The sequence below is a fragment of the Glaciecola petra genome, from assembly GCF_031846345.1.
Taxonomy (GTDB): domain Bacteria; phylum Pseudomonadota; class Gammaproteobacteria; order Enterobacterales; family Alteromonadaceae; genus Glaciecola; species Glaciecola petra.
Genome location: NZ_JAVRHX010000001.1, coordinates 1,723,111 through 1,748,516 on the forward strand (window position 1 = coordinate 1,723,111; position 25,406 = coordinate 1,748,516).

Here is a 25,406-nt window from a genome sequence, read left to right on the forward strand (position 1 = left end):
TAGGGCTACCTCTGGCTTGAGGGCTTGAGGGCTATCAGTTTAAGGCATTAAAAAACCCGCTGTAAAAGCGGGTTTTTAATGTTAACAGTAACGGTAAATTAGAATTAGTTAAGTTTTTCTTTGATACGTGCAGATTTACCTGAACGCTCACGTAGATAATACAATTTAGCTCTGCGTACCGCACCGCGGCGCTTCACTTCAATTGAGTCTATAGCAGGGCTATGAGTTTGGAACACACGCTCTACACCTTCTCCGCTTGAAATCTTACGAACTGTAAAAGCAGAGTGTAAACCGCGGTTACGCTTAGCGATACATACACCTTCGTATGCCTGCAAGCGCTCTTTGTCACCTTCTTTTACTTTAACACGCACTATTACTGTATCACCAGGGCCGAACTCGGGGAGATCGGTCTTGAGTTGTGCTTCCTCAATTTTTTTGATGATATCTTGATTGACTTTAGCCATCGTATCCTCACTTCCTAGAAATAACTGTCATTTGCCACAACAAGCTTTGCCTACTCGTCTTTATTAAGATCCGCTAAAATTGCTTGTTGCTCCTCAGTCAGAGCTAGTTTCTTTAATAAATCAGGGCGTTTTCGTTGAGTTCGTTTGACCGACTCAATTTGTCGCCACTGCCTAATTTTTTCATGATCGCCACTTAACAACACTGCCGGAACTCGCTTCCCTAGATAATTTTCAGGCCTTGTATAGTGCGGACATTCTAACAAACCGTTGGTAAACGAATCGTCTACCGCAGATTGATTATGACCTAACACTTCTGGTATTAATCGAGAAACTGCGTCCATTAATACCATTGCCGGCAACTCTCCACCACTTAGTACGTAATCGCCTATAGACCATTCTTGATCTACTAAGCTCTCGATTAAACGTTCGTCAATGCCTTCGTAGCGCCCTGCTATCAAAACCAAATCAGTAAACTGACTCAAGTTTTGTACGCCTTCAAAATCTAGTTTGCGTCCCTGTGGTGTTAAGTAAACCACCTGTACATTTTTCGCTGAAGCCTTTTTGGCGTCAGCAATAGCGTCTGCTAATGGTTGTATCATCATCAGCATACCTGGGCCACCGCCGTATGGTCTATCATCAACCGTACGATGTTTGTCGTGGGTATAATCACGAGGATTATACAAAGCCACTTCGATTAAGCCTTTTTTAACCGCCCTACCGATAACGCCCTGCGTAATAAAACGCTCAAACATTTCGGGAAACAATGTCACGACACTAAATCGTTGTTTTGCCTCAGAGGTAACTGGCATTAAAAAGCCGGGTCCCAATCTACCGTGATGGTATTTCCATCTTTATCAACGTTCAACACAACAGAGTCATGTAAAAACGGTAATAATCTTTCTTTTTGACCAAACGCGTCATTGATTTTTGCTTTAACTAGCATCACGTCGTTAGCGCCTGTTTCAAACAACTCTTTAACAACACCCATGTCATAACCTTTATCGGTTAATACCTGCATGCCTATTAGATCCTTCCAATAAAAATCGTTGTCTAACTCTGGCAATAAAGACGCATCAATACTAATTTCTGCGTTTTTAATCTCTTCTGCGTCGTCGCGACTCTCAATACCTTCTAATTTAGCAACCAAGCTATTGTTATGAGTACGCCACTGGTCAACTTTAATGTTTTTAGCATCACCATGAATGCTATTTAGCTGCCACGGTGAATACTCAAAAATATTATCTTTAGCTTGAGTAAAGCTGTTGATTTTAACCCAACCCTTGACACCGTAAGGTGCCCCGATTTTGCCAATAGTCAACTTGTCAGACGCTAAGCTCATCTTTACTCCAACTTACAAAAACCACTGCTTAAGCAGCAGCTTTTGCATCTTTTACCAAGCGCGATACGCGATCAGACAAACCTGCACCTTGACCAACCCAATACTCAACACGCTCAAGGTCTAAACGAAGCTTTTCAGCTTGACCTTGTGCAGTTGGATTGAAAAAGCCAATGTTTTCAATAAATTTGCCATTACGTGCACGACGGCTGTCAGCAACAACCACTTGATAAAAGGGGCGCTTTTTTGCACCACCACGCTGTAAACGAATAGTAACCATATATGCCTCAAACTCGTTGTAGCGTTACCGTTAACATACCCCTCTTCCCGCTACTGGAAAAAAGAGTGCGCGAATTATACGTATTGTGGACGATAAAGCAAGCAAATAAAGGCTCTCAGTTAGAATTTAAGTATTATTTATTGGAAGGGTGAGCCACTAGGGCAGGTTTATTACTAGAAGCTAGTTTTTTATTTTTTATTTCACCCCTTTTTATTCGCTCGTACGTCTTTTTATTGAGTGCAACGAATATACTTGTTGTACAGGTTGACTAGAGTGGAGAAAACCATGAATTATATTAATCAACAAAATGCTAAACCCAATGTTTTACGCTTGCCACTAATTATTTTAGCTGGCGCAGGTGTAACATTTTTATTGTTTGCAGGCATGCATACCATGATAAAGCAAGATATTGTAATGACTAAGTCGATACCGGAGCCAGTATTTATAGACTCTATACTGGATATTGAAGAAACAATAACGGTTGAGCAGAACAGGCCGAAGCCACCGCCTGAAATTTTAGAGCAACCTAAAGTTGTCCCGTTAATTGAAGATGAGCCTGCAGCCAAGACTGTTTTTACAAACTACGTTAGCACTCCCACAATAAATTTGAGTAAGGGAATGGACATTAGCTTAGCTAATATTGATACACAACCAAGACCAATGGTCAGAACAAACCCACAGTATCCTAGTGATGCTGCCAGAAACGGTATAGAAGGCTATGTCTCGCTGTCATTTGGTGTGTCACCGTCTGGGCAAGTTATCGATATAGAAATAATTGATGCCGAACCTAAACGAACATTTAACAACGCTGCCAAAAGAGCATTAAGCAGATGGCGCTATCAACCCAAAATAGTTGATGGTAGAGCAGTTGCAATGTCTGGCTTACAAGTTAGACTAGACTTTAGCTTGGACAATTAGGCACAAAATGCTCGCTTTTTTACAGTCGTTTTTTGATTCGAACATAAATCCAGAAGAAGCCTTGGCGCAATATATTTATAGCAAAAACAAACAAGCTATGAGTACTATTTACAATGCCTATGCCAATGATCTGTATCACTTTTTGTTAACCTTAAGTGATGCAGATGATGCCAAAGACATCGCTCAAAAAACATGGTTATTATTAATTGAACATCCAGAAAAGTGCAACGCCACAGGTAACTTGAAGTCCTGGTTGTTTAAAGTTGCTCGTAATGCCCTTATTGACGAATTCAGAAAAACCAATAGACTGCAAAGCCTGTCAGATTCAAATAGCGCAACCTTGGTTGAAGCCGCCAGTGCAGAGACTCAAAATGCCGCTTTACATTCAGAGCAAACAAATCAGCAACACTTTTTTGGCCAAGATTTTGACCGCGCTTTAATGAGCTTAAGTTTTAACCAAAGAGAGGCTTTTTGCTTACAACAAGATGGTTTTAGTTTAAATGAAATAGCAACAATAACGTCTTGCAATCAAGAAACCGTTAAAACCCGCATAAGGTACGCAAAAAAAAACTTAAAACGATCGCTGGAGGCCAATGATGAGTGATAAAATAAGCGACGATCAATTAAGTGCAAAATATCAACAGCGCAAACGACAACATCCGTCTCCTGTTGAGATTAAAGCACACATGCTAGACGCTGCAACAGTACCTAAAAAGGCGTGGTGGCATGTGGATTTGGGTCCATATGTTCAAGTAGCAACACTTTGTTCTGCATTAGTCATTGCTGTATATGTCATTGGTTTTCAAATACTCGACAGAAAAGCGGCTCTTGCAAATAACCCAAGCAACATTATTGACTATCAAACAGTTCAATTACATGTGATGGAATCAGAAAATCTTGCACTTGCAGGCATAAATGAAAGTAATAGAGTATCTTACAATCGAGCATATGCAGAATATGTGAAAAATAAAATAAACTTGGATATACATCATCAGACAATTGTTCGTGTTTTATCAAATACTCAAAACAATGATAATATATTGCAGTTAATCACTTGTGATGACGAATTAGTAAATATATCAAAAGAAGTATTAAATATTCTTGTCCCAGAGAATACAGAAGAGCGTTTAGGTTTATCTGAAGGGCAAATGTTAGCGTTGAATTTTAATGCTAAAGGCTTAATTATCGGCATAGATCAAAGCCAAAAATTGCTTTGCACTTAGCGGTTAAAAAAATCATTCTCTGCAGAGATTTAACGCTTATAAATTTATAAAGTTTGCCGATAGTTAAGACAACGAAGACCACGACGAAATTAATATGTTGCTGACAAGCGAATTTTTTGAAGAACTTTCTTACTTGTATATGCGTTGCTCTGCTACAGGTAACATTGTACATTGTAATAAATTTACTTGCTCATTAAGTGGTTTCAAAAAATCACAAATTATTAATAGTAACTTTATTGACTATTTTCACCCAGACGATACAGAAGAAGTGTTATCTATTCTACTTGTTGATGACGAATCGTCGGATAGTACCTGTAGTAAGGAGTACACGCATCGTTTTAGAAAAACTGACGGCAGTTATTTTTGGTGTAAATGGCAATGCATTCGCTCTCAACAAGACAACAGCATTTGTCTTATGGGTGAGGATGTTTCTGAACAGAAACGAATTAAGTCGGCAATTTTAGCCATTGAAGAAGTTACAGATACAGGGTATTGGGAGATTGATCTGGATACCGGTATTTTGTATTGGTCTGACAAAATTCACCAAATACACGAAACAGACAAGCATACCTTTAAACCCCGCATTGAAGATGGTTTAAAATTTTATGCTCCAGAGTCTATTCCCATATTAACCGATGCTCTAAAGGAGCTCGAAGAAACGGGGAAACCATATGAACTTGAACTTTCTTTTGTGACAAACAAAGGGAGGAACTTAACGGTCATAGCGCATGGTTTTTCTGAAACTAAGAATGGCCGCGTTGTGCGGAACTTCGGTACCTTTAAGGATCTCACACAACAAAAAGAAGAAGAAGCTTCTTTACGTACCCTAGAGCGTCGTATCATTTTGTCACTTGAAGCGGCAAAAATTGGTGTGTGGGATTATGACTTCGAGCAAGACAACCTCGTTTGGGATAAGCGTCTTTTAGAAATATTTGATAAGCAACCCGAGCAATTTAATAGTAGCTTCGAAGATTGGCGAAGCGCTGTTCATCCTGACGATATAGAAGTCGCAGAAAAAGCTTTTTTTGATTCAATTGAATCACGTGATTTTTTCAACCATACATTTCGTATCGTTACTTCTTCAGGTGAAGTAAAGCATGTGTTGGGCATGGCTTCAGCCGTTTATGACGAACAAGGAAATCCAGTTAAAGCAACAGGTGTCAACCTTGATCTATCAGAGTCTGAACGCACAAAACAAGCCTTAGAAAAAGCCAAGAACCAAGCACAAGAGAATGCCAATTTAGCGAAAAAGATGGCAGATAAAGCAAAATCTGCAGATACTCAAAAAAGTGTGTTTCTAGCTAATATGAGTCATGAAATACGTACTCCCATATCTGGTATTTTAGGCTTACTTGATATGCTCGCTGAAAATATAGAAAACGCTGGAAATAAAAATGATAAGCAGTTGAAATATATTCATATGGCAAAGAATACTAGTCAACACTTATTAAAAATAATCAGCGATATTCTCGATTTCTCAAAAATAGAAGCGGGTAAAATTCAAATACATAATAGCCCCATAGCGTTACAAAAAACCCTACTGGATATGATTGATAGTTATACCTTGCAAGCCAAAGAAAAAAGCCTCTTCTTGGATTATGCAAGCGATGGATTAGACGACTCGATCGTAATTGGTGATGAGGTTAGGCTCAAACAAATTCTATATAATCTGCTAAGTAACGCCCTTAAGTTTACTCAAAAAGGTGGGATCACAATACGAGCTAAATTGAGATTAGAAAAAGATGACATTGCAACTTTCATATGCTCAGTGGTAGATACTGGCAAAGGTATTCAAACAGATAAACTGGATATTCTATTTAGCCCTTTTGAACAAGTAGATGCTGGATCTTCAAAAAGTTCTGAAGGTACCGGTTTAGGACTAGCTATTTCAAATGATCTGGCAATGCTCATGGGTGGTAAAATATCTGCATATAGTGAGGAAGGAGTTGGCTCTACTTTTACGCTGCATTTGCCATTTAAGGTCGCAAAGGAACACAAAAATCCGCTTACAATAAGTCAACAAGTTCAAGGGCAAAGCACAGATGATGTGTTTAAAAATAAACATGTATTAGTAGTCGAAGACAATGAAATAAACCAAGTCATTGTCACTAACATGCTCGAACAATTGGGTCTAGAATTCTCCGTTGCAGAAGATGGCTTAGAGGCGATTGAAACCATGACCAACAGCGAGTCAAATAAATTCGACATGATATTAATGGATTGCCAAATGCCCCGTATGGATGGCTATGAAACCACACAAGTAATAAGAACTTCACCTGCCTTAGACAGGTTTAAAAATATTCCTATTATTGCACTTACCGCAAATGCCATGGTGGGCGATAGAGAAAAGTGTATTAAAGCTGGCATGAACGATTACATCGCTAAACCCTTAGCAAAAAATATTTTAGTCGCCAAACTCCAGGCTATTTTTTCCTAAACCCACCCATTCCCGGAGGGAGTCCACCCGGCATACCACCTTTGCTTGGCATACCGCCCATGCCGCCCATTCCAGCCATGCCGCCCATTCCACGCATCATGTTTTTCATTTTACCGCCACCCATTTTTTTCATCATTTTTTGCATTTGAGTGAATTGTTTTAGTAATCGATTAACATCTTGAATCTGTGTGCCTGAACCAGCAGCAATGCGTCTTTTACGTGATCCTTTTATTACATCTGGCCGTTTGCGTTCTCCGGGTGTCATTGAGTTAATGATGGCTTCCATTTGATTAAACTGCTTGTCGTTAGCTTGATCTTTAATTTTGGCACTCATTCCCCCCATACCTGGCATTTTGTCCATTAAAGACATCATCCCACCCATATTGCGCATTTGCGCAAGTTGTTCTTTAAAATCTTGTAAGTCAAAGCCTTGACCTTTTTGGATTTTCTTTGCAACCCGCTCAGCAGCTTTTTTGTCGACCTTACGCTCGACTTCTTCAATTAAACTCAATACATCGCCCATGCCTAGAATGCGTGATGCTATCCTTTGCGGGTGGAATGGTTCTAGGGCGTCGAGCTTTTCACCCATTCCTAAAAACTTAATGGGCTTACCAGTAATATGTTTAACCGATAAGGCAGCACCACCTCTGGCATCACCGTCTGCTTTGGTTAAAATGACGCCCGTTAAAGGCAAAGCTTGATTAAAGGCTTTAGCAGTATTTGCAGCATCCTGTCCGGTCATGGCATCAACAACAAATAAGGTTTCGACGGGATTAACCGCTGCGTGCAGCTGCTTAATTTCATCCATCATTTTTTCGTCTACCGCCAAACGACCAGCGGTATCGACTAGTAGCACATCAAAAAACTTTGTTTTAGCATGCGCAATCGCCGCATTCACAATGTCTACCGGTTTTTGCATAATTGACGAAGGGTAACATTCAACGCCAACTTCTTCAGACAAGGTTTGTAGTTGTTTAATGGCTGCAGGTCTATAGACATCAGCGCTGACCACGATTACTTTTTTCTTCTCGCGTTCAGTTAAATATTTAGCTAATTTACCAATACTGGTGGTTTTACCTGCACCTTGTAAACCGGCCATCATGATTACTGCAGGTGGTGTTGCGGCTAAATTTAGCCCCTCGGTACCATCGCCCATCGCGTTTTCAAGTTCATTTTGAACTATCTTTATAAACATTTGACCAGGTTGAAGACTTTTAGAGACTTCAATACCTAAAGCGCGCGTTTTTACATTGTTGATAAAGTCTTTTACCACCGGCAACGCGACGTCAGCTTCCAACAAAGCCATCCTGACTTCGCGTAAGGTATCTTTGATGTTATCTTCAGTCAGACGGCCTTTGCCACTGATGTTTTTAAGTGTTTGACCTAAACGGTCAGTAAGATTCTGAAACATAAAAATGCAATTTGTTATTTTCTAATTTGAGAAAGAGTATACAATATCCTGTAATGGATGGTAATAATTGTGCTCAGGTAAATTAACGAATGATACAAGTTTTATTTGTAGTTACTATTGCATGTTACTTTGCGGCGGGTTTTTTATACTTAAAGCAATTTTTTAAACATAGCGTTGCTTTAGTTAAATATTCATACCCACTAACAATGTTAGCCCTTGTAGGGCATTTAACTATGTTAGCCATAGCCGTTCAAGAAAGCTCGTCCGAACAATTAAGTCTATCATTTGTGGCAAGCATGTTAGCTTGGTTAGTAACCCTGACCATGTTTATTGCTAACAGACTGATCAAAAACCTACTCTTTTTACCTTTAGTTTGTGTTGCATCTGTATTCGTCATTTCAATTGATTTTAGTTTACCCAACACTACCGGGATTCATGTTGACATGAGTATCGGGCTGATTAGCCACATATTATTGTCATTAGTTGCCTATGGTGTGTTAGGCATTTGTTTGCTTTATGCCAGTCAATTAGCCTACATTAATTACCAATTAAAAATTAAGAGTCAAGTGATGCTGCAAGGACATATGCCTGCGCTTATGTCAGTTGAAAAAATAATGATCAAACTAATGGTGCTCGGCAGCGTAATATTATTGAGCGCTTTGCTAAGTGGCTTTATTTTTGTTCCCGATATGTTTGCCGATGGTTATGCCCACAAAACCGTGCTGTCGACATTAGCAATGCTCACTTATGCCATATGCATTCTCTTTCATTACACAAAAGGCTTAAAGGCTCGTATACTTGTCATATTCAATATTGTCGGCATTTTCCTTTTGAGTTTAGGGTATTTTGGTAGCCGTTTTGTGAAAGAATATTTATTAAACTAATGACTAAACAGGAATCCGTTTGGAACAGCTAGACTTAACTACACTGAGTATAATCTTAGTCGTATTGATTTGCCTCTCTGCCTATTTTTCGAGTTCTGAAACAGGTCTTATGAGCATCAATAAATACCGCTTGAAACATTTATCTTCTGAGGGCTTAGCTGGGGCGAAAAGAGTCGAGAGCTTACTTGAAAGGCCTGACCGCCTTATTGGCTTAATTTTAATTGGTAATAATTTAGTTAATATTGCGGCAACCTTGGTTGCAGGCGAGATATGCTACCGTTTATTTGGGCCCATTTATGGTCCAATTGCTGTTACCTTGGGTTTAACCTTAATTATTTTAGTATTTGCTGAAGTGACGCCAAAAACCTTTGCTGCCCTATATCCAGAAAAAATAGCTTTTCCTAGTTCTGTCATCTTAATCCCACTATTATATCTGTTTACACCCTTTGTGAAAATGGTGAATTTTCTTACCAATGGTGTTCTCATGTTAATGCGCATTAACACCAAAGGCGATGGTGGTACAGCGCTTAGTCAAGAAGAATTGCGGACCGTTGTGCATGAAGCTGGGCACATGATTCCGCAAAAGCACCAAGAAATGTTAGTTAGCATTTTAGATTTAGAAAAAGTGACCGCCGAAGATATTATGGTGCCAAGGAGTGAAATTTATGCAATTGATGTTAACGACGACTGGCGAATCATTCAAAAACAACTGACACACTCCCAACATACTAGGGTTTTATTATATAGAGACAGCATAGATGATGCAGTAGGTTTCATGCATGTTAGAGACGCCCTTCGACTGCTTTCTAAAGATCAGTTCACAAAAGCAACTATGCTAAGAGCTGTAAGAGAGATATTTTATACCCCTGACACCACGCCATTGCATACCTTAATGCATAAGATGCAGGTTGAAAAAGAACGAATTGGGCTAGTCGTAGACGAATATGGCGATATTCAAGGTTTGTTTGCTCTGGAAGATATTCTTGAGGAAATAATAGGTGATTTCACCACATCCATGGTCCCCAATTACAGTAAAGAGGCGATACTGCAACAAGATGGGAGTTATATTGTTGATGGCAGTGCCAACGTAAGAGATTTGAACAAAGAACTTGAATGGGAATTTCCGACAGACGGTCCTAAAACCTTAAACGGGCTTATTTTAGAATATTTAGAAGACATGCCTGAAAGCAATATAAGTTTGCGCTTAGCGGGCTACCCCATTGAGGTTATTAATATTACTGACAATATGATAAAAACGGTTCGAATTATTCCTGAACACTATAAAGCACCTAATAATTCAGAAGAAGAGTAGATTTAAGCTTGCCCCCTGTTCGATTTGAGCAGTCTTGCTTTATGCTTAACACGCTCAACTTTTTCGTTCAAATCAGAAAGCCGGCTCATTATATCATTCAATTCAGCATCATCATCAATATCTGCGGCTGCCACATGCTGCTTTAGCATAAGTTGCAACGTTATTGGCAAAGATATCTTTTGCATGGGTTTAAGTAGCCTCTTTACATACCTTGGTAAAAATCAATCTGTGTTGCTATGCCTTTATCGACATCATAATCACATAACAAGGTATCGGCTGTTTCAAAAATTCTTGCATTAAATTCAACACAAACTTTATCGGCTAAAAGACTCACCAGTGGCATATGTGTCACGACGAGAATTGACTCAGGTGCAGGTTGTTCAGAATTGTAGTTATCGGTTGCATAACCATGTATCAAATCGGCACATTGTGACGCATTGCCTGTTGGTGTAATTGCGTCTATTGTTACCTGTCTGTCAATTGCAATATGACGCCCTACCGACCTTAGTGTTTGTTGTGTGCGCAAATAAGGACTCACCAGAGCAAGTTCCACCTTAGACAAAGTGTTAGTAGACGACGTCTTGATTGTTGAGCCGGCTAACCATTTGCCCACTTCTTCGCTTTGCGCTACGCCAAACTTTGTTAAAGCTCTTGTGTGGTCTGGCTCTCGAAAATTCTCAGCCTGCCCATGACGCATAATCATTAAAATCATAAATTAACTATTTCCACACTAAAGAAAAACCGCAATTGGGCGCTATCTTATTTTAGATGAGCTTGAAGTTATAAAAGCCATTACACGACTACAGAGTGACTACTAAAAACAGCCACAAATAAGATAACGACAATAAACAGTAATCCTTTACTGCAAGGATTAATAATCTAACACAAGAGAACATGTTGCCAGACTCAACACATACTTATACCAAGCCTAAAACAATGCTGGATCAGTATAGTGTAGACTATGGTGTAAATCTTGTGTTTATTGAAAATTGTCAGCAAAAAAATGGGGACGCATTAAAAAAGAAACATCCCCAGAATGCAGCTGTTTCAATTTCTATTGGGCATGGACATTTTCATACAGAGAATTACCCAGAAGGTATCACACATCTTTTAGAACATATGCTGTTTAGTAGCAGCGCAAACACCCATTCAGAGTGTCTTGATCAACATTTATTCAAGAGCCACGGCCAGACCAACGCTTGGACCCAAGACACCTGCATGAATTTTCAGCTGTCTTGCAAGTTTTCTGGTTTCACAGAAGCGTGTGAACTATTACTCGATAAAATGACCTCCCCTCTTTTCTTAGAAGAAGAAATTCAGCAAGAAATACTGGCTATTGACGCAGAATTTAAGTTAAAACAAAAAGATCAAGCGCGTCAATTATTATCAGTGCAAAAGGCCACATGTAATCGTAAGCATCCATTTGTTAGATTTAGTACGGGAAACCAAGCTAGCTTTTCAGCGCATTCAACTTATGCTTTACAATCGGCCTTGAAAAACGTTCATCGCGAAATACTGATGTCTGCACCTATCGCTATATGCATTGGTATTCCAAGTGCAAACTATAATGAAACGACCTTAGCATCCTTAAAAACACTTTTTTATACATATTTTAAAGCTAAGCGTCAGCCTAATTCATTTTCAGCAAACAACTTGACTACGAGGCTGTCTGACTTACCTCTATATAAGCAGTCACAAGAAGCTCGATATATTGAAATTAAAGACACGCGCGATCCCAAGCAACTAATTGTGAGTTTTAACCTCATTGGTGATCATTGTAATGCGAGCGAAATGGTTTTTGTGACATTAGCGCATATCATGGAAAGTAAACATAAACACGGCTTATACTCAATGCTAGCCGCACAAGACTATGTTTATGAATTAAGCTGTGGACATAAAGAAATAGACCCCTTTAATCGCGAGTTTTCGGTATACCTAAGCTTAACCAATGAAGGATGCAAGGAACAAAAACACATCGTCAAATATGTATTAGATTATCTTCATTTTATACGGAAATCCGGTATTGAAGCATGGCGTTTTCGTGAAAAAGAAGCGCAACATGCATTGCAAAATAGAACGATTAAACACGCTTCTTTATTAACTAAGTGTATTTACCTTTCGCAAGAACTTCTATCTCAAACTTCCGCTACAAAAATTGCTAATACAGTTGAATTAACAGATGAAATTTCAGATCATCATTACGATGCAGAACTTGCCCACAAAGGCTATCGTAAAATAGTAGACCAATTAATATTGGATAAATGCAGAGTCTATTTTATTGCCGATGATGTGTCGACAAAACAATTGACGCCATATTATGATGTCGCATTTAGCGATCAAGCACTAAGCCTTCAAGATAATACTCGGGAATATGGTTTTTTAAAGCCACGAAAAAATCCCTACATGTCTTCTCAAAATTTTTTAGTTAAACAACAAATAAAAACAAATGAAATTTATCGTCTAAAAAGCGCAAATATTGACTTTAAATTTTATCAACACACATTTTTTAAATGCCCTAACGGAGAGTGTTATCTATCGATAAACGATACCCAAATGTATGGCACTAAACAAAAAGTTTTGGCCAAAAAAGTATGGCTTAGTTGTTTAAACGAATTTTTGTCGGAACAATTTTTTGATGTGGACTTGGCCAATATGCGGTTTAGAGTTTACTCACACCACCATGGTTTTAGTCTTCATACGGGTGGCCTGAGCGAACGTCAGCTCCTATTACTAATAGAGATTACTAATGCTATTAAAGGCTTTTTACCGACTGAAAAATCCATTGACAAACACTTAAAACTTTTACAAATCCAAGATAAAAAAATCACTCAGCAAAAGCCCTTTAACTCACTTTTCGCCACCCTTAATCAAAAATACCAAGCTGATATAATTTCCATTAGTGAACTTTTACAGTCATCAGATAGTGTTGATACGGCAGCTTTGCTAGTGCAATTTAAGAAATACTTCAACGATAACTACGTTGAAAGCTTAGTGGTTGGCAATTGGTCTCTGCAGGCTATTAATAGGTTGTTTAAACAATTTGAAACACGCTTTTCTAACCATTCAAACGATGCGAAAACGCATACGCACAAACCAAGTAAAACAACGGTTTCAATAAATACATCAGAACATATACATTACCAAAACAAAGAATGTACTCATGAACATTTAATTTGGCATTGTATTCCATTGCTGAATGAACAAGAAAAACTAACGCTAGAGGGTGGTAATGAAGCAGCAAAGACGACAATACTGACATTATCAGCGAGAAGCTTATTGATGGAAAAACTATTGAGTCAATTTGTCTTTAAAATTTTAAGACAAAAATACAGCATGGGATATTTATTGGGCGTTGGGTACAAACCAATAGGCAGCTATCCGGGAGTAGTAATGTATATTGATTCTCCTACGCACACTGCGAACCAGATACATACCGCCATGTGCGAGATAATTCGACAAACAACTGATTGGCTAGACCAAAACAAGTCTGAAATGAAGAAGTTAGTGAACGAACTTATCGAACAGGTCACGCCAAATGAGGTGTCAATTGATCAAACAGCGGCTCGAGCGTGGTCTCACTTTGAAGATGTAAACCCTCTACTTGCGTACAAAGACCTTATCATTGCATTACAAGAAGTCGACGTAGATCAGCTTAAAACCACACTAGGAAACATGCTAAAGAATAGTGATGGGCAACTAATACTGACACAATCCCCGCATATAGACTCTGGGATAAACATGCCGTAATGGTTAACTATAGCTGATCACTATGCTTGAAAGTAAGCGCTATTAAAACCAACTGCTTTGCGAACGGCCATCCTTTTCGACATTTGAAACATCGGTAAAATCATTGGTCCAAAAACCAAACCAGCAAAGACCCATCTTTTTTTTGCCATACCATATTTGACTGTTTGCACTAAAAAGTACCAGGTACAGAGTACAAAACTGAGAATAAGTCCCAGAGTAAACATTCCTTTTCCTTATCAGATTATTTAATCCGTTTGATGGCGCTCATTATAAGTGAAAATTAAAAATAAAACATTCGAAAAAGCATACGCTATTGGTCGGAAAAGACCGATTTGGAGACACCCTAGTCAGCTAATAGGCTGACTAGGGTTTACGCCAAACAATGTAATATTATCCTAATAGAAAGTCTCTTCTGCTTCTGCCATTTTGACTAAAATATCAGCAGGTTTATATTTAGTATCATAGCTGTCAGCATAATGAGTCAAACGAGCAACTAAGTGTTGTAGGCCCAATGAATCCATATATCGGAATGGACCGCCTCTAAAAGGAGGAAAACCAATTCCAAAGATTGCGCCAATATCTCCATCGCGGGGATTTCTAATCACACCTTCTTCCAAACAACGCGCAGCTTCATTTAACATTAACAAGACGCAGCGCTCGATAATAGTGTCATTTGTATATTTACTTTGCGGCGATATTCCTAGTAATTCGTATATACTTTCGTCAACTTTTTTACCTTTATCTTTGCTTGCATAATCATAAAAACCTGAAAGATTCTTCTTTCCCTTACGATCGTTTTCTAGTAATTTTTCAAACGCGTTCGGTGAAGCAAAGCGTTCTCCAAATTGATTCATCAAGATGGGGATAATTTTTGTACCTACGTCAATGCCTACTTCATCAAGTAATTTGAAAGCACCTACAGGAAAACCAAACTCTACTAAGGCTTTATCAACGCTATCAATGGGCTGTCCACTCATAGCCAAAAAACCGGCTTCGCTCATGTACGGAGCTAAGATACGATTTACATAAAATCCCGCGCCATCTTTCACTACGATAGGAGTTTTACCTTGTTTTTTAGCAAACTCAACCGTAGTTGAAATAGTCTGTTCAGACGTCCCTTCATGCGGGATTACTTCTGCCAAAGGCATTTTATCGACTGGTGAGAAGTAATGTAAGCCAATGACATTTTCTGCACGTTTCGCTTTAGCAGCAATGTCTTTAATAGGAATTGAAGACGTGTTAGACGCAAATATTGTGGTCTTAGCGCATTGAGTTTCGATATCTTCGACCATTTTTTGCTTTAAACCAACATCTTCAAATACGGCTTCGACTACCATATCAAGTGTTTTATAACCGCTATAATCTAAACAACCCGTAATATTAGCCAGTTGTTTTTGCATCTCGGTTTTTTTCAAAAAACGTCGTTTTACTTTCTTGTTTAAAATGTCGAAACTGTATTTTATGGCACCGGCAATACCGTCTGGGCTAATATCTTTTATTCTAACAGGTACTTTCGCTTTAGTGGCACTGACAAAAGCAATACCCCCGCCCATTAATCCGCCGCCTAGCACACCCACTTTTTTCACTTTCTCGGGTGCAACACCTGCAACACCATCCTCTTTTTTCATCTCAGTGGTAGCAAAAAATATCTCTCTTAGTTGCTTAGATTCGCTAGTCATGACTAACTTACCAAATAATCTGGCTTCGGTAGAATAACCATGCGCTTCGCTTTTTGTTCCCGCTTCTATGCAGTCAATAATGTGCATAGGCGCTGGGTAGTTTCCATTTGTTTTTGCTAATGCTTGCTCTCTGGCTTTTTTAAACAATATGTTGCGCCCAAAAGCGGTATCTTCTAACATTTTGTTCATAACAGACTTTTTGTTATTGCGGCGTAGAGGTTTTTGTGACGCTAATTTACGAGCAACATCTAACAAAATAGCTTGTGGCACCATATCATCTACAATGCCATACTTTTTAGCTTGTTTAGCGCGCACCGGACTGCCTGTTAACATCATTTTCATCGCTTGTTGAATACCAATAAGCGCGGGTAATTTTTGCGTACCACTACTTCCGGGAAGTAAACCAAGTTGCACTTCCGGTAAACCCAATTGTGTTTTTGGCGAATCGGAACAGACACGATAATCGCACGCTAATGCAAGCTCAAGTCCACCGCCAAGTGCTGGGCCGTGAATAGCAGCAACAAAGGTCTTGGGTATGTTGACCATGCGAGCAAACAGCTTATGGCCTTGTAATGACAATTGTTCTGCTTCTAATGCAGAATCACATGCTGCTAACATGCTTACATCAGCACCTGCAACAAATGAGTCTTTTTTGCCAGAACATACCACCACTCCTTTGATGTCATCATCAGATTCAATTTGGTCTAAAATTGTATTCACTTCTTCGCCAAAATCGGCTCTTAAGGTGTTCATCGACTCACCCGGTACATCCATCGTCAATATGGCAATACCATCTTCGAGTTTTTCTAGTGTAAAGGTCTTCATTATTCTGTCTCCACAATCATAGCCGCACCCAGACCACCAGCAGCACACGCAGTCAATAAGCCCGTGCCTCCGCCTCTTCTGTTTAGTTCATTGAGCATTTGTGTAATCATACGAGTACCCGTCGCGGCAAATGGGTGACCATAGGCAATTGAACTACCCATTACGTTAAATTTATCCATGTCTATTTCGCCTGTGGCTTTGTCTCGTCCTAGTTTTTCTTGTGCAAACTTATCGCTAGCAAACATTTTCATATTGGCAAGCGTCTGTGCAGCAAAAGCTTCATGCATTTCGATTAAGGTTAAGTCGTTTAACTTCATGCCTGCACGGTCTAAAGCAATAGGTGTTGCATATGAGGGTCCCATGAGCATGTCTTGCCATACATCAATGGCAGCAAAAGCATAACTTTTCAGATAGCCCAATGGTTTGTAGCCTAATTCCTTTGCGCGCGACTCAGTCATCATTATTATGGCAGAGGCACCGTCGGTAAGGGGTGTTGCGTTAGCAGCCGTGACCGTGCCATGTTTTTTATCGAATACTGGTCGCAATTTTGCGTAACCCTCTAATTTACTATCAAACCGAATATTATTGTCGCGACCCAAAGAGCCTTTGTATGGTTCCGCATAGGCGGTCATGACTTCACCGTCTAAATTACCTTTTTCCCAATTTTCAGCGGCTAAACTATGACTACGATGAGCTAGTGCATCTTGGTCGGCACGAGAAATAGCGTGTGTTTTTGCCATTTGCTCTGCGGTTTGCCCCATAGAAAGACCGGTTGAATATTCAGCAACTGCTGGTGGTACCGGTAATAAATCTTTGATACCGAGCTTGCGAAATATGCTCAACTTTTGACCCAAGGTTTTCGTTTTTTGTAAATCAACGAGCGCTCGCGCCAATTTTTTTGATACGCCAATAGGCGACACTGAAGTTGAATCAGCCCCGCCCGATATGCCTACAGAAATATTTCCGGTAACCATCGCTTCGGCAATGTTAGCCGTCGATTGAAAGCTCGTAGCGCAAGCCCGTGACACACTGTAAGCGTCAGTATGCACCGACATGCCAGTCCCAAGAACTACTTCACGCGCGATGTTTGGAGCCTCAGGCATCTGCACAACTTGCCCATAAACCACCTGCTCAACCCAGTTAGGATCGAGATCATGTCGAATAACGAGTTCGTTTACGACCATTTTGGCTAAATCCACAGCAGGTACACCGTGAAAATAGCTCGCCATTTTAGCAAAAGGTGTGCGCAATCCAGCGACAATCGCAATTCTGTCACCTGAATGTGTCTTAAGTAGTTGTTTGTTCGACATGTTTCTTCCTTTTAAGAAATTTTTTTGGGGTACATCCCACTCTTTCTGGTCTGACCACTATGCAAATTGTGTCAAAAACCAAACAAAATAGCAAACTTATATCATTGAGTATTTTTTGCGAGCTCATGAAAACCCTCTTGTAATTGGCGTTTGTATCTAAGGTACTAAGTGTAATCAATAGTTCAGAAATTGCCGACAACTGATATCAAATTCGTGAAACTTTTTGTTGCAGCTTGAGTCTCACAGCCTGTGGTTTGAACATTTGCTTATCAGCTAAATAAAAAACAGGCTTTAGACTTGAGTTTTACTGGGCTAAACACATATATATCTAAACCGCGAAAAACGTATTAGTTTACATTTAACTTGAGAAGATTTATGCATAGTCAATTTACCGCCTTACAACTACATTTGAATACACAGGTGTTGGGGCAAAATCATTTAACACAAAGTATATTGATTGCTTTATTGGCAGATGGTCACTTGTTAGTAGAGGGACCACCGGGACTGGCTAAAACTCGTGCAGTAAATGCTTTATCAGATGGTATCGATGCAAATTTTCATAGGGTTCAGTTTACACCCGATTTATTGCCAGCCGATTTAACGGGTACTGATATATACAGACCTGAAACTGGTAAGTTTATTTTTCAAAAAGGCCCTCTTTTTCATAACCTTGTGTTAGCTGACGAAATCAATCGCGCCCCTGCAAAAGTGCAATCTGCCTTACTAGAAGCGATGGCCGAAAGACAAATAACCGTGGGGAGTACTTCCTATAAGTTACCTGAACTTTTCTTGGTCATGGCGACCCAAAACCCATTAGAACAAGAAGGCACTTATCCGCTTCCTGAAGCTCAATTAGATAGGTTTTTAATGCATGTTGAAATTGACTATCCAGATGCAGAAACAGAACATAAAATTTTGGCTTTGACGCGTCATGAGGCCCTCAACAAAGCCGGCAAGTCGGCGTTATTAGAAGTAGATAAACTCTCGGAACAAGATATTGCAAAGGCGCGCACAGATATCCTACAGATAAAGGTGTCAGAGGCCGCCGAGACCTATTTGGTTCAACTAATAATGGCGACCAGACACCCAGAAAAATATAGTGCTAAGCTTCAAGACTGGATTGAAATTGGCGCCAGTCCGCGCGCTACTATAGCTCTTGAACGGTGTGCAAGAGCTCATGCTTGGTTACATAAACGCGACTTTGTCAGTCCAGAAGATATTCAAGCTGTCGCACATAATGTACTGCGCCATCGATTAATCTATAGTTATCAAGCACAAGCGCAAGGCGTTAAAGCAAACCAAGTCATTGATGAAATATTAAATTTAGTTCCCGTGCCGTAAGCGCTTCTGGAGCACTATAATTTATGCAATTTCCCATTGAACAACGACTAGCAAAATTACAAACAGATGGTGTGAACCTCACATTACCTGAACTTGTGCGATATAAGCCAATTGCAAAAAGGTTGAATCTCAATCCAGCAAGTGCCATCAAAAGTTCAATGGCTGGCGGCATGGCTTCTCGTTTTAAAGGACGAGGAATGGAATTTGATGAAGCTCGTCATTATCAACCTGGCGATGATATTCGAAGTATAGACTGGAGAGTGACCGCTAGGACGGGTAAAACCCATACCAAAGTGTATAGAGAAGAGCGCGAAAGACCGGTCATTGTTTACTTAGATTTGCATCAAAATATGAAATTTGGCACGCAATTATTGTATAAATCAGTACAAGCTGTGCATGCCAGTGCCATGGTTACGTTTAGCGCTTTAGCCCGTGGTGATAAAATTGGATGTATTTGTGCCAACGAAAATACAGACCTTGAATTAAAGCCAAAAGCATCAGCAAAGCATGGATTTGCTATGTTAAATCAAATAGTCAATTTGCATAACCAAAGCCAGCAATCGTCGCAAGCCAAAAAAACAGCGAATACCTGTATCGACAGTATCAACAAATTAGCAGTGCTGGCAAAACCGGGCACACTAGTATACGTGATATCTGATTTCAGTCTGTTTGATCAAGCTTGCTTTGATGCTTTAGGCAACATTCAACGACATTGTGAAATTAGACCCTTATATATTTACGATCCTATTGAAATGTCTTTACCACATTTGAGTAACACTAACGATGTATTGCTTACAGACGGACTTAACGAACAAAACTTAACATTAGGCGATAAAGACGTAGAAAATGCCTACTCATCAACAAGACTAGCTTGGCTTAGTCAATTCAAGCAAAGGATGCAAGTATTAGGCATTAATGTAAATAAATTAAATGCCGCCCATAGTGTTGAAAGCCAAATGAGCTCGACTAGAGCTGGCTTAGTGTTAGGAGACACACTTTGAATCCCTTAGACCAACTGGCCGATATTCAATTACCGAATGACGTGTCCTTTTGGCCTCTAGCTTGGCCTTATTGGGTGCTTATTGGCCTTGGTTTGGCTTTATGTATTTATATTGCAGCGTTGTGTATAAAGCAGCGTAAATGGAACAAAATGAAACGCCAAACGCTAGCCTCACTGCAGCAAATTGACCCAAGCGCACCCTACTTTGAACATAAACTCCAAGTGATCGTGAAAAATGTGTGTGCACATTATTTTAGTGAAATGGCGGAAATAAAAAACAAAACATTACACACTGCAGCATGGCAGGCTTTTTTATTAAATACTTATCAAGGCAAAAGGTCTGAACAGCTAAAACAGAGTTTAGAACAAATTAATGCGTCGCTTTATGGAATGAATACAAATGGCAAAAAGGTAGCAAATCCTGACGTCAAGCTTTGTATTATAGACTGGCTCAATACCAGCATTAAACGAAACCATATACTTACTTATCAAGTATCAGAAGGGGAAGCCGAACATGTTTGAATTTGTTTGGTGGCAATTACTTTTTATATTGCCCTTGCCTTTTCTTATCGCATATTTTTGGCCTGCAAAAGCGCAAGAATCTCAGGCTGCGTTATATTTCCCGCATGTACAACTCTTGTCTAAACAGGCTGAAAACAAGCAAAAACGCTCACTTTGGCGCTTATTTTTGTTGAGTCTTATTTGGATCAGTCTTGTGATTTCAGCTGCGCGACCGATGTGGTTTGGAGAGCCTATCTCTATACCAAGCGAGGGGCGTGATTTAATGATGGCGGTAGACTTATCAGGGTCAATGCAACAAACCGATATGCAAGTTAATGGAAAGCTAGTCGACCGATTAGAAATGGTTAAATCGGTAATGGACGATTTTGTAGAAAGACGTGTAGGAGATCGTTTAGGGCTTATATTATTCGCCGATACTGCATATTTACAAACACCTCTTACTTTTGACCGAGCAACGGTTAACCAATTACTAAAGGAAAGCGTGATTGGTTTAGTAGGTGATAGCACTGCAATTGGCGATGCAATTGGACTAGCGGTTAAAAGGTTCACCCAAAAAGAACGCTCAAATAGAGTATTAATATTACTTACCGATGGCCGCAACACAGCCGGAAATATCAGCGTAGAGCAAGCACTCGACCTCGCTATCGCAAACGAAGTGACCATATACTCTATAGGCGTAGGCGCTGACGAGCTTATTCAAAATAGTGTATTTGGCCGCAGAGCGATTAACCCCTCACTGGATCTTGATGAAAGAACCTTAGTCACTATAAGTAAAGAGACCGGAGGCGAATACTTTAGAGCTCGTAATGCACAGGAATTATCTCAAATTTATGCTATTTTGGATAAATTAGAACCAATAGAAGGTGCAGAACAAACCTTAAGGCCACGTAAAGAATTATTCTATATTCCGCTTATGTTTTCCGGTGGGCTTGTTTTCATATGGGTCCTTCTCCCAATTTTACGAACTGTGTTCATGCGCTTGACTGGGTCTAATAGAAATACGTCAGCAAAAAGTTCCGATAATGAACAGGCACAGGGAGGGATATAAAAATGAATGAATTCATGGCCAACTTCACATTCATTCGTCCCTTGTTTTTGTTTGCTTTGGTGCCAATGTTGATACTATATATTGTCAAAATAAAATTGGGCCATCACCAAAATGTTTGGCAACAAATTTTACCTCAACATTTGTATTCAAATTTAATCGTTTCAAGAGGAATTGGCAAACCTAGCAGATTTATACATATGGCGACCCTTGCTGCATCTATTGCTATTATTGCTATTGCTGGACCAAGCTGGGAAAAGTTACCACAAGCAGTGTATCAAACTCAAAATGGAAAGGTGCTGTTAATGGACATGTCGATGTCGATGCGAGCCACCGATATCAGCCCAAACCGTTTAACACGTGCACGGTTTAAAGCAATTGATCTTATCAATCAAGTTAATGAGGGTGAAACTGGTCTAATAGCGTATTCAGGAGATGCTTTTGTTGTAAGTCCATTAACTGACGATGCGAATACCTTGATATCTTTAATTCCCAGTTTGACACCTGAAATAATGCCTTCTCAGGGCAGTTCTGCCATGTACGGTTTAGAACGTTCCGCTCAATTATTATTGAATGCTGGTTATCAGCGCGGTCATATTTATTGGATTACAGACGGCATAATATATGATGATGTTAAGGACATTCGTGAGTTTATACAAAATAGTTCCTTTAAAGTGTCGGCTTTATTGGTAGGCACCGAAGAAGGCGCACCGATTAGCTTAGAAGATGGCTCTTTGCTAAAAGACAAGCGTGGACGTATTGTAATTCCTAGCGTGAATACACGATTTATGAATCAAGCAATGGCGGGCACCAATGCGGCATTTCAATCATTTACGAATGACAATAGTGATATTATGGCTTTAAAACAAATGCTAGATTTTGAACAACAACAGGAAGCTGAAAAAGTCGAAAATATTGCAGGTGATCAATATAAAGACATGGGACCATTTTTAGTGGTGCTACTTCTTCCTTTTGTTGCTTATGCCTTTAGACGCGGAGTGCTAGTAGTTACTTTATGCGCGCTGTTAATGATACCGAACGAGCCTGTGATAGCACAAACAACCGACACTGTGTCGCAAGCTAAAGCCACAACAAAAGTAACGTCTTGGTTTAAAAATGCTGATCAAAAAGGTAAGCAAGCATTTGATAATGAAGACTACGAAAATGCTCAAAATCTATTTGAAAGTAAAGAATGGAAAGCTGCCAGTGCCTACAAACAAGGGGAATATGAACAAGCGGTTGATTTATACTCCCAACTAGACGGAATTGAAAACACTTACAACTTAGCGAATGCCTTGGCGAAAACGGGTAAGCTTAAAGAGGCCATAGACGCTTACAGTGACGTTTTGAATGATAATCCTGAGCATTCCGAAGCACTTCAAAACAAAAAGATCGTTGAAGATTTGTTAGCGCAAAGTCAAGAGAACTCACAACAAAATCAAGACCAAAATAATAACCAAGAGCAAGAAAACAACCAACAAGAAAACCAAGAACAAAGCGATTCAAGTTCAGACCAAGAGGGTTCGGAAGCTGAATCTGACGACCAACAAGGCGAATCTCAATCAGGTGATCAAAACCAACAAGAAAGTGAAAAGCAAGAACAGAGCAATCAGCAACAAAATGAAGCATCCGGTCAACAAGAAGATGAAGGTTTAAAAGACCAAGCAGAAAAGCAACAACAAAATACAGAAGAAAACGAACAGTCGCCCTCAAATAACGGTAACCAAGCAAATGAAGAAAATTCGCAAGACGAAAGCTTGTCAGAAGAAGAGATGCAACAGGCTATCTCGAATCAAGTGAATATGGATGAGCTTACGCCAGAACAACGCGAAGAGATGCAACGCATGCAGATGATCTTAAATAAAGTCCCGGACGATCCAGCTTATTTACTCAAACGTAAAATGTTGCTGGAATCATATAAACGGAAAACCTCTCCCCCACCAACACAAGAGAATTGGTAGTTAGCAATGCGATTATTAGTAATAATTAGCTTTTTAATGATACATGCAAGTGCATTGGCCCAAGTGACACAGCTTTCAGCAAGTGTCGACAGAAACACTGTGCTAATAGATGAGGCCATAGAATTTACTTTAGTGGCAACGGGAAGTGCTAACCGTGGTGATGTCGATTTTTCAGTGTTACAGTCGAATTTTAATGTTAGCCGGCCCTCTTTTTCACAATCTACGCAAATTATAAATGGAAGCATGACCAGAACCGTGAGTTGGCGTGTTAGGCTGTTCCCATTAAAGACGGGGCGCATAGATATACCGGCTTTCGTGCTCGGGGGGCAACAGTCTAGGCCTTTTTCAGTGAATATATTACCGGCATCGGCAACCAATGTAGATGAACCACGTGACTACTACCTTACGACCGAAGTCAATCAAGAAAGGCTCTATCTACAACAGCAGTTGTTGTATACCATTAAGATTTATTTGTCGGGTGATATACAACGTGGAAGTCTTGCCTTGCCCCAACTTGAAGGCGCTATTATTGAACAAATTGGTGAGGACGAAGACTATGAAGAAATTAGTAATGGTATTCGCTATCGAGTGATTAAACGGGAGATTGCGATCATCCCACAATCTAGTGGCACATTTACGATAAAGGGGCCTATTTTTGAAGCCGACGTGCTTACCAACTCCCGTCGTAGTTTTGCAAATTTCGGACGCACAAAAACCATATCTCGTCGCGCTCCTGATGTCGAAATTGAAGTGCTGCCGATACCTGAAAGTTATGCATTCACATGGCTACCCAGTGAGATGGTTGAATTGTCTGAAGAATGGCAAGGTGACGCTCAGCAGCTCGTTGTAGGTGAACCTATTACGCGCACAATAACCTTAACAGCCCTAGGTTTAACCAAAGAGCAATTACCCAATATTGAATCTATTTACCACCCAAGTTTTAAAGTTTATCCTGAACAACCCGTATTGAATACGGCAGAACATCGAAACTCTTTAGTTGCTCAAGGAGTGTTTAATACCGCTATTATTCCCAGCGAAAGCGGCAGCTATGTGCTCCCTGAAGTTAAGATCCCTTGGTTCAATGTAAGTTCTGGCAGAACTGAATTTGCAATCATACCAGCACGTTCAGTAGAGGTATTGGAAAGGTCGCAAAGCAGCAATCCACCGGTAAATCAAACCCAACAAACAACTGAAGATTTGAGTAATGCCCCACCTATCACCGCTTCAAACGAGCAAGCAACTGGGACTATTTCAATTCATCACCCTCTTGTAATTACGTTAATAAGTACAAATATTTTGACCTTGATTTTGCTCGTAATTATGTGGAAATCTAAGAGAAACAAAAATATTAAACAATCTCTTTCTAATATTGCTACAGCTCGTCCGGGCGCATCAAATGAACAAGACGCTTTTAAAAACCTAAAACAATATTTAGAACAGGGAAAGTCAGAAAATATCAATCAATATCTAGATGAATGGCTGTCAATATTGCTCAAACAGCAACATTTTTCAGTGAGCAACAGTTTAGCTGCATTTGATAATGGCCACGCTCTTGAGTTTTATAATCAAGTTTTAGCAAGCCAATACAGCGACAATGCTTGGGACATAAACTATTCTGGCTTTATCAATGCCTTAGATAAATTTAGGGAAGCTGCGTTAGAAAAACAAAATAGCTCTGCCCTAGCCAGTCTTTATTAATCAATGCTAATAC

At 39.7% G+C, this 25,406-nt stretch carries 23 protein-coding genes; 13 read left to right on the forward strand and 10 right to left on the reverse strand.

Features of this window, described 5'->3' with window-relative positions:
* Positions 1–104 precede the first annotated feature (104 nt).
* The 4 genes from rplS to rpsP are packed head-to-tail and all read right to left on the reverse strand — an operon-like array spanning position 105 to position 2,080.
* Complete coding sequence (gene rplS / locus RM552_RS07605; protein WP_311368159.1) at positions 105–464, reverse strand: 50S ribosomal protein L19; 360 nt, start codon at positions 462–464, stop codon at positions 105–107.
* Positions 465–514: 50 nt separating this feature from the next.
* The gene (gene trmD, locus RM552_RS07610; protein WP_311368160.1) at positions 515–1,273 is read right to left on the reverse strand and encodes a tRNA (guanosine(37)-N1)-methyltransferase TrmD; all 759 of its coding nucleotides are present in this window, start codon (positions 1,271–1,273) and stop codon (positions 515–517) included.
* Positions 1,273–1,803 carry a ribosome maturation factor RimM gene (gene rimM, locus RM552_RS07615; RefSeq protein WP_311368161.1) on the reverse strand — a complete coding sequence of 177 codons (531 nt, stop codon included), beginning with the start codon at positions 1,801–1,803 and terminating at the stop codon, positions 1,273–1,275. Before rimM ends, trmD begins: the two co-directional genes overlap by 1 nt.
* A gap of 28 nt (positions 1,804–1,831) precedes the next feature.
* Positions 1,832–2,080 (reverse strand): 30S ribosomal protein S16, encoded by a 249-nt coding sequence (gene rpsP / locus RM552_RS07620; protein ID WP_311368162.1) that lies wholly within the window; start codon positions 2,078–2,080, stop codon positions 1,832–1,834.
* Positions 2,081–2,365: 285 nt separating this feature from the next.
* Here rpsP and RM552_RS07625 point away from each other — a divergent pair, with 285 nt between their 5' ends.
* From RM552_RS07625 to RM552_RS07640, 4 genes are all read left to right on the forward strand, one after another.
* Positions 2,366–2,998 carry an energy transducer TonB gene (locus tag RM552_RS07625; RefSeq protein ID WP_311368163.1) on the forward strand — a complete coding sequence of 211 codons (633 nt, stop codon included), beginning with the start codon at positions 2,366–2,368 and terminating at the stop codon, positions 2,996–2,998.
* 7 nt (positions 2,999–3,005) lie between these two features.
* Positions 3,006–3,602 (forward strand): RNA polymerase sigma factor, encoded by a 597-nt coding sequence (locus RM552_RS07630; RefSeq protein ID WP_311368164.1) that lies wholly within the window; start codon positions 3,006–3,008, stop codon positions 3,600–3,602.
* On the forward strand, positions 3,592–4,221 hold the full coding sequence (locus tag RM552_RS07635) for a hypothetical protein (RefSeq protein ID WP_311368165.1): 630 nt from the start codon (positions 3,592–3,594) through the stop codon (positions 4,219–4,221). The genes RM552_RS07630 and RM552_RS07635 overlap by 11 nt, the downstream gene beginning before the upstream one ends.
* A gap of 94 nt (positions 4,222–4,315) precedes the next feature.
* A complete protein-coding gene (locus tag RM552_RS07640; RefSeq protein ID WP_311368166.1) occupies positions 4,316–6,658 on the forward strand; it encodes a PAS domain-containing sensor histidine kinase in 2,343 nt (780 codons plus the stop codon).
* Here the strand turns inward: RM552_RS07640 and ffh are convergent.
* A complete protein-coding gene (ffh, locus tag RM552_RS07645; RefSeq protein WP_311368167.1) occupies positions 6,645–8,069 on the reverse strand; it encodes a signal recognition particle protein in 1,425 nt (474 codons plus the stop codon). The two genes, RM552_RS07640 and ffh, sit on opposite strands and share 14 nt — an antisense overlap.
* A gap of 89 nt (positions 8,070–8,158) precedes the next feature.
* Between ffh and RM552_RS07650 the strand changes: the two genes are divergently transcribed.
* Together RM552_RS07650 and RM552_RS07655 are read left to right on the forward strand one after the other, a co-directional pair.
* Positions 8,159–8,953: a cytochrome C assembly family protein gene (locus tag RM552_RS07650; RefSeq protein ID WP_311368168.1), complete on the forward strand. Its 795-nt coding sequence runs from the start codon at positions 8,159–8,161 to the stop codon at positions 8,951–8,953.
* Between the two features lie 19 nt (positions 8,954–8,972).
* Positions 8,973–10,265: an HlyC/CorC family transporter gene (locus tag RM552_RS07655; RefSeq protein ID WP_311368169.1), complete on the forward strand. Its 1,293-nt coding sequence runs from the start codon at positions 8,973–8,975 to the stop codon at positions 10,263–10,265.
* 2 nt (positions 10,266–10,267) lie between these two features.
* Here the strand turns inward: RM552_RS07655 and RM552_RS07660 are convergent, their stop codons facing one another.
* Both RM552_RS07660 and sixA read right to left on the reverse strand, forming a co-directional pair.
* Positions 10,268–10,450: a hypothetical protein gene (locus tag RM552_RS07660; RefSeq protein ID WP_311368170.1), complete on the reverse strand. Its 183-nt coding sequence runs from the start codon at positions 10,448–10,450 to the stop codon at positions 10,268–10,270.
* A 17-nt stretch (positions 10,451–10,467) separates the two neighbouring features.
* A complete protein-coding gene (gene sixA / locus RM552_RS07665) occupies positions 10,468–10,977 on the reverse strand; it encodes a phosphohistidine phosphatase SixA (protein ID WP_311368171.1) in 510 nt (169 codons plus the stop codon).
* 224 nt (positions 10,978–11,201) lie between these two features.
* Between sixA and RM552_RS07670 the strand changes: the two genes are divergently transcribed.
* Positions 11,202–14,012 (forward strand): insulinase family protein, encoded by a 2,811-nt coding sequence (locus RM552_RS07670; RefSeq protein ID WP_311368172.1) that lies wholly within the window; start codon positions 11,202–11,204, stop codon positions 14,010–14,012.
* Positions 14,013–14,032: 20 nt separating this feature from the next.
* Here the strand turns inward: RM552_RS07670 and RM552_RS07675 are convergent, their stop codons facing one another.
* The 3 genes from RM552_RS07675 to fadI all read right to left on the reverse strand — a co-directional run bounded on the left by RM552_RS07675 (position 14,033) and on the right by fadI (position 17,826).
* Positions 14,033–14,236 carry a hypothetical protein gene (locus RM552_RS07675; RefSeq protein WP_311368173.1) on the reverse strand — a complete coding sequence of 68 codons (204 nt, stop codon included), beginning with the start codon at positions 14,234–14,236 and terminating at the stop codon, positions 14,033–14,035.
* Positions 14,237–14,407: 171 nt separating this feature from the next.
* The gene (gene fadJ, locus RM552_RS07680) at positions 14,408–16,516 is read right to left on the reverse strand and encodes a fatty acid oxidation complex subunit alpha FadJ (protein ID WP_311368174.1); all 2,109 of its coding nucleotides are present in this window, start codon (positions 16,514–16,516) and stop codon (positions 14,408–14,410) included.
* Positions 16,516–17,826 carry an acetyl-CoA C-acyltransferase FadI gene (gene fadI, locus RM552_RS07685; protein WP_311368175.1) on the reverse strand — a complete coding sequence of 437 codons (1,311 nt, stop codon included), beginning with the start codon at positions 17,824–17,826 and terminating at the stop codon, positions 16,516–16,518. Before fadI ends, fadJ begins: the two co-directional genes overlap by 1 nt.
* Positions 17,827–18,201: 375 nt before the next feature.
* Here fadI and RM552_RS07690 point away from each other — a divergent pair, with 375 nt between their 5' ends.
* Genes RM552_RS07690 through RM552_RS07715 form a run of 6 tightly spaced genes read left to right on the forward strand, consistent with a single transcriptional unit; the run spans position 18,202 to position 25,393 of the window.
* Positions 18,202–19,167, forward strand: coding sequence for an AAA family ATPase (locus RM552_RS07690; protein WP_311368176.1), 966 nt, complete (start codon positions 18,202–18,204; stop codon positions 19,165–19,167).
* A gap of 23 nt (positions 19,168–19,190) precedes the next feature.
* On the forward strand, positions 19,191–20,168 hold the full coding sequence (locus RM552_RS07695) for a DUF58 domain-containing protein (protein ID WP_311368177.1): 978 nt from the start codon (positions 19,191–19,193) through the stop codon (positions 20,166–20,168).
* A complete protein-coding gene (locus RM552_RS07700) occupies positions 20,165–20,689 on the forward strand; it encodes a DUF4381 domain-containing protein (RefSeq protein ID WP_311368178.1) in 525 nt (174 codons plus the stop codon). The genes RM552_RS07695 and RM552_RS07700 overlap by 4 nt, the downstream gene beginning before the upstream one ends.
* Positions 20,682–21,737, forward strand: a complete 1,056-nt coding sequence (locus RM552_RS07705; protein ID WP_311368179.1) for a vWA domain-containing protein — start codon at positions 20,682–20,684, stop codon at positions 21,735–21,737. Before RM552_RS07700 ends, RM552_RS07705 begins: the two co-directional genes overlap by 8 nt.
* A 2-nt stretch (positions 21,738–21,739) precedes the next feature.
* Positions 21,740–23,695, forward strand: a complete 1,956-nt coding sequence (locus RM552_RS07710) for a vWA domain-containing protein (protein WP_311368180.1) — start codon at positions 21,740–21,742, stop codon at positions 23,693–23,695.
* Positions 23,696–23,701: 6 nt separating this feature from the next.
* Complete coding sequence (locus RM552_RS07715; protein ID WP_311368181.1) at positions 23,702–25,393, forward strand: BatD family protein; 1,692 nt, start codon at positions 23,702–23,704, stop codon at positions 25,391–25,393.
* Positions 25,394–25,406 lie beyond the last annotated feature (13 nt).